General features: G+C 67.4%; 1 protein-coding gene. It reads right to left on the bottom strand.

Annotation, left to right across the window (positions count from 1 at the left end; genetic code table 11):
• Positions 1 to 546: CpsD/CapB family tyrosine-protein kinase (locus AC1DN0_RS41310; protein WP_477146639.1), on the bottom strand; the 546-nt coding region annotated here is incomplete at both ends.

The raw sequence follows: 546 nt of genomic DNA, 5'->3' as shown, positions 1-546 counted from the left end.
GGCATGCCCAGATAGGGATTGATGCTGTTGAACTCGGCACGGTTGCTGCGGCGCGCCGTCACGCCGTTCAGAATGCCACCCAGAAGCCGCGCATGCGAACGGGCCAGGCGCTTGAGCGTCTCCTCGACCTGATCCGGCGGTGTCTGGTCCGCGCGCACCACAACCAGTGTCGAGCCGGCAATATTCGCCACCAGCGTGGCGTCGGCCACGGCCATCACCGGCGGCGTATCGACGATCACAAGGTCAAAGCGGCTAGCGCACAGGCGCAGGCATTCCGCCAGGGCGGGACGCATCAGCAGTTCGGAGGGATTGTGAGGCGTCGCCCCCGTAGTCAGGATCGACAAACCGCTGACGACGGTGGGACGCACGGCGGCAGCCAGCGTGAGCTGGCCCGCCAGTATCTCCGCCAGACCGCCTTCAGCCCCCTGGTCGAACCAGCTCGCCACCTTGCCCCGGCGCATGTCGGCGTCGATCAGCAGCACACGCTGGCCGGCTTCGGCAAACAGCACCGCCAGGTTGATGGCGGCGAAGGTCTTGCCCGCGCCC

It is taken from the genome of Cupriavidus sp. 05N39 (assembly GCF_056397325.1).
Note: the sequence above shows the minus strand (reverse complement) of the source record. Positions and strands in the feature narration are given on the sequence as shown.